Below are 352 nucleotides of genomic sequence, written 5' to 3' on the forward strand. Positions count from 1 at the left end.
TTTCTGTGAGTCTGCCGGATAAGACCCGGGAAGGCTTCTGAGTCCGTCACATTGTTCAGCGACAGGTCAGCGCAGATGATTTCATGTGTTTTACTGTCAACGGCGAGATGCAGCTTACGCCAGATACGGCGGCGTTCCTGGCCATGCTTTTTGACTTTCCACTCGCCTTCACCGAAGACCTTCAGCCCGGTGGAATCAATTACCAGGTGTGCGATTTCACCCCGGGTGGGCGTTTTGAAACTGACATTAACCGACTTTGCCTGCCTGCTGACACAGCTGTAATCCGGGCAGCGTAGCGGAACGTTCATCAGAGAAAAAATGGAATCAATAAAGCCCTGCGCAGCGCGCAGGG

Annotated in this window: 1 protein-coding gene; it reads right to left on the bottom strand. The window is 53.4% G+C overall.

What is annotated here, in order from left to right; genetic code table 11:
- Positions 1-352: transposase (locus tag HMPREF9538_RS0128255; RefSeq protein ID WP_148671943.1), on the bottom strand; the 352-nt coding region annotated here is incomplete at both ends.

Source organism: Klebsiella sp. MS 92-3, from assembly GCF_000195655.1.
Taxonomy (GTDB): domain Bacteria; phylum Pseudomonadota; class Gammaproteobacteria; order Enterobacterales; family Enterobacteriaceae; genus Klebsiella; species Klebsiella pneumoniae.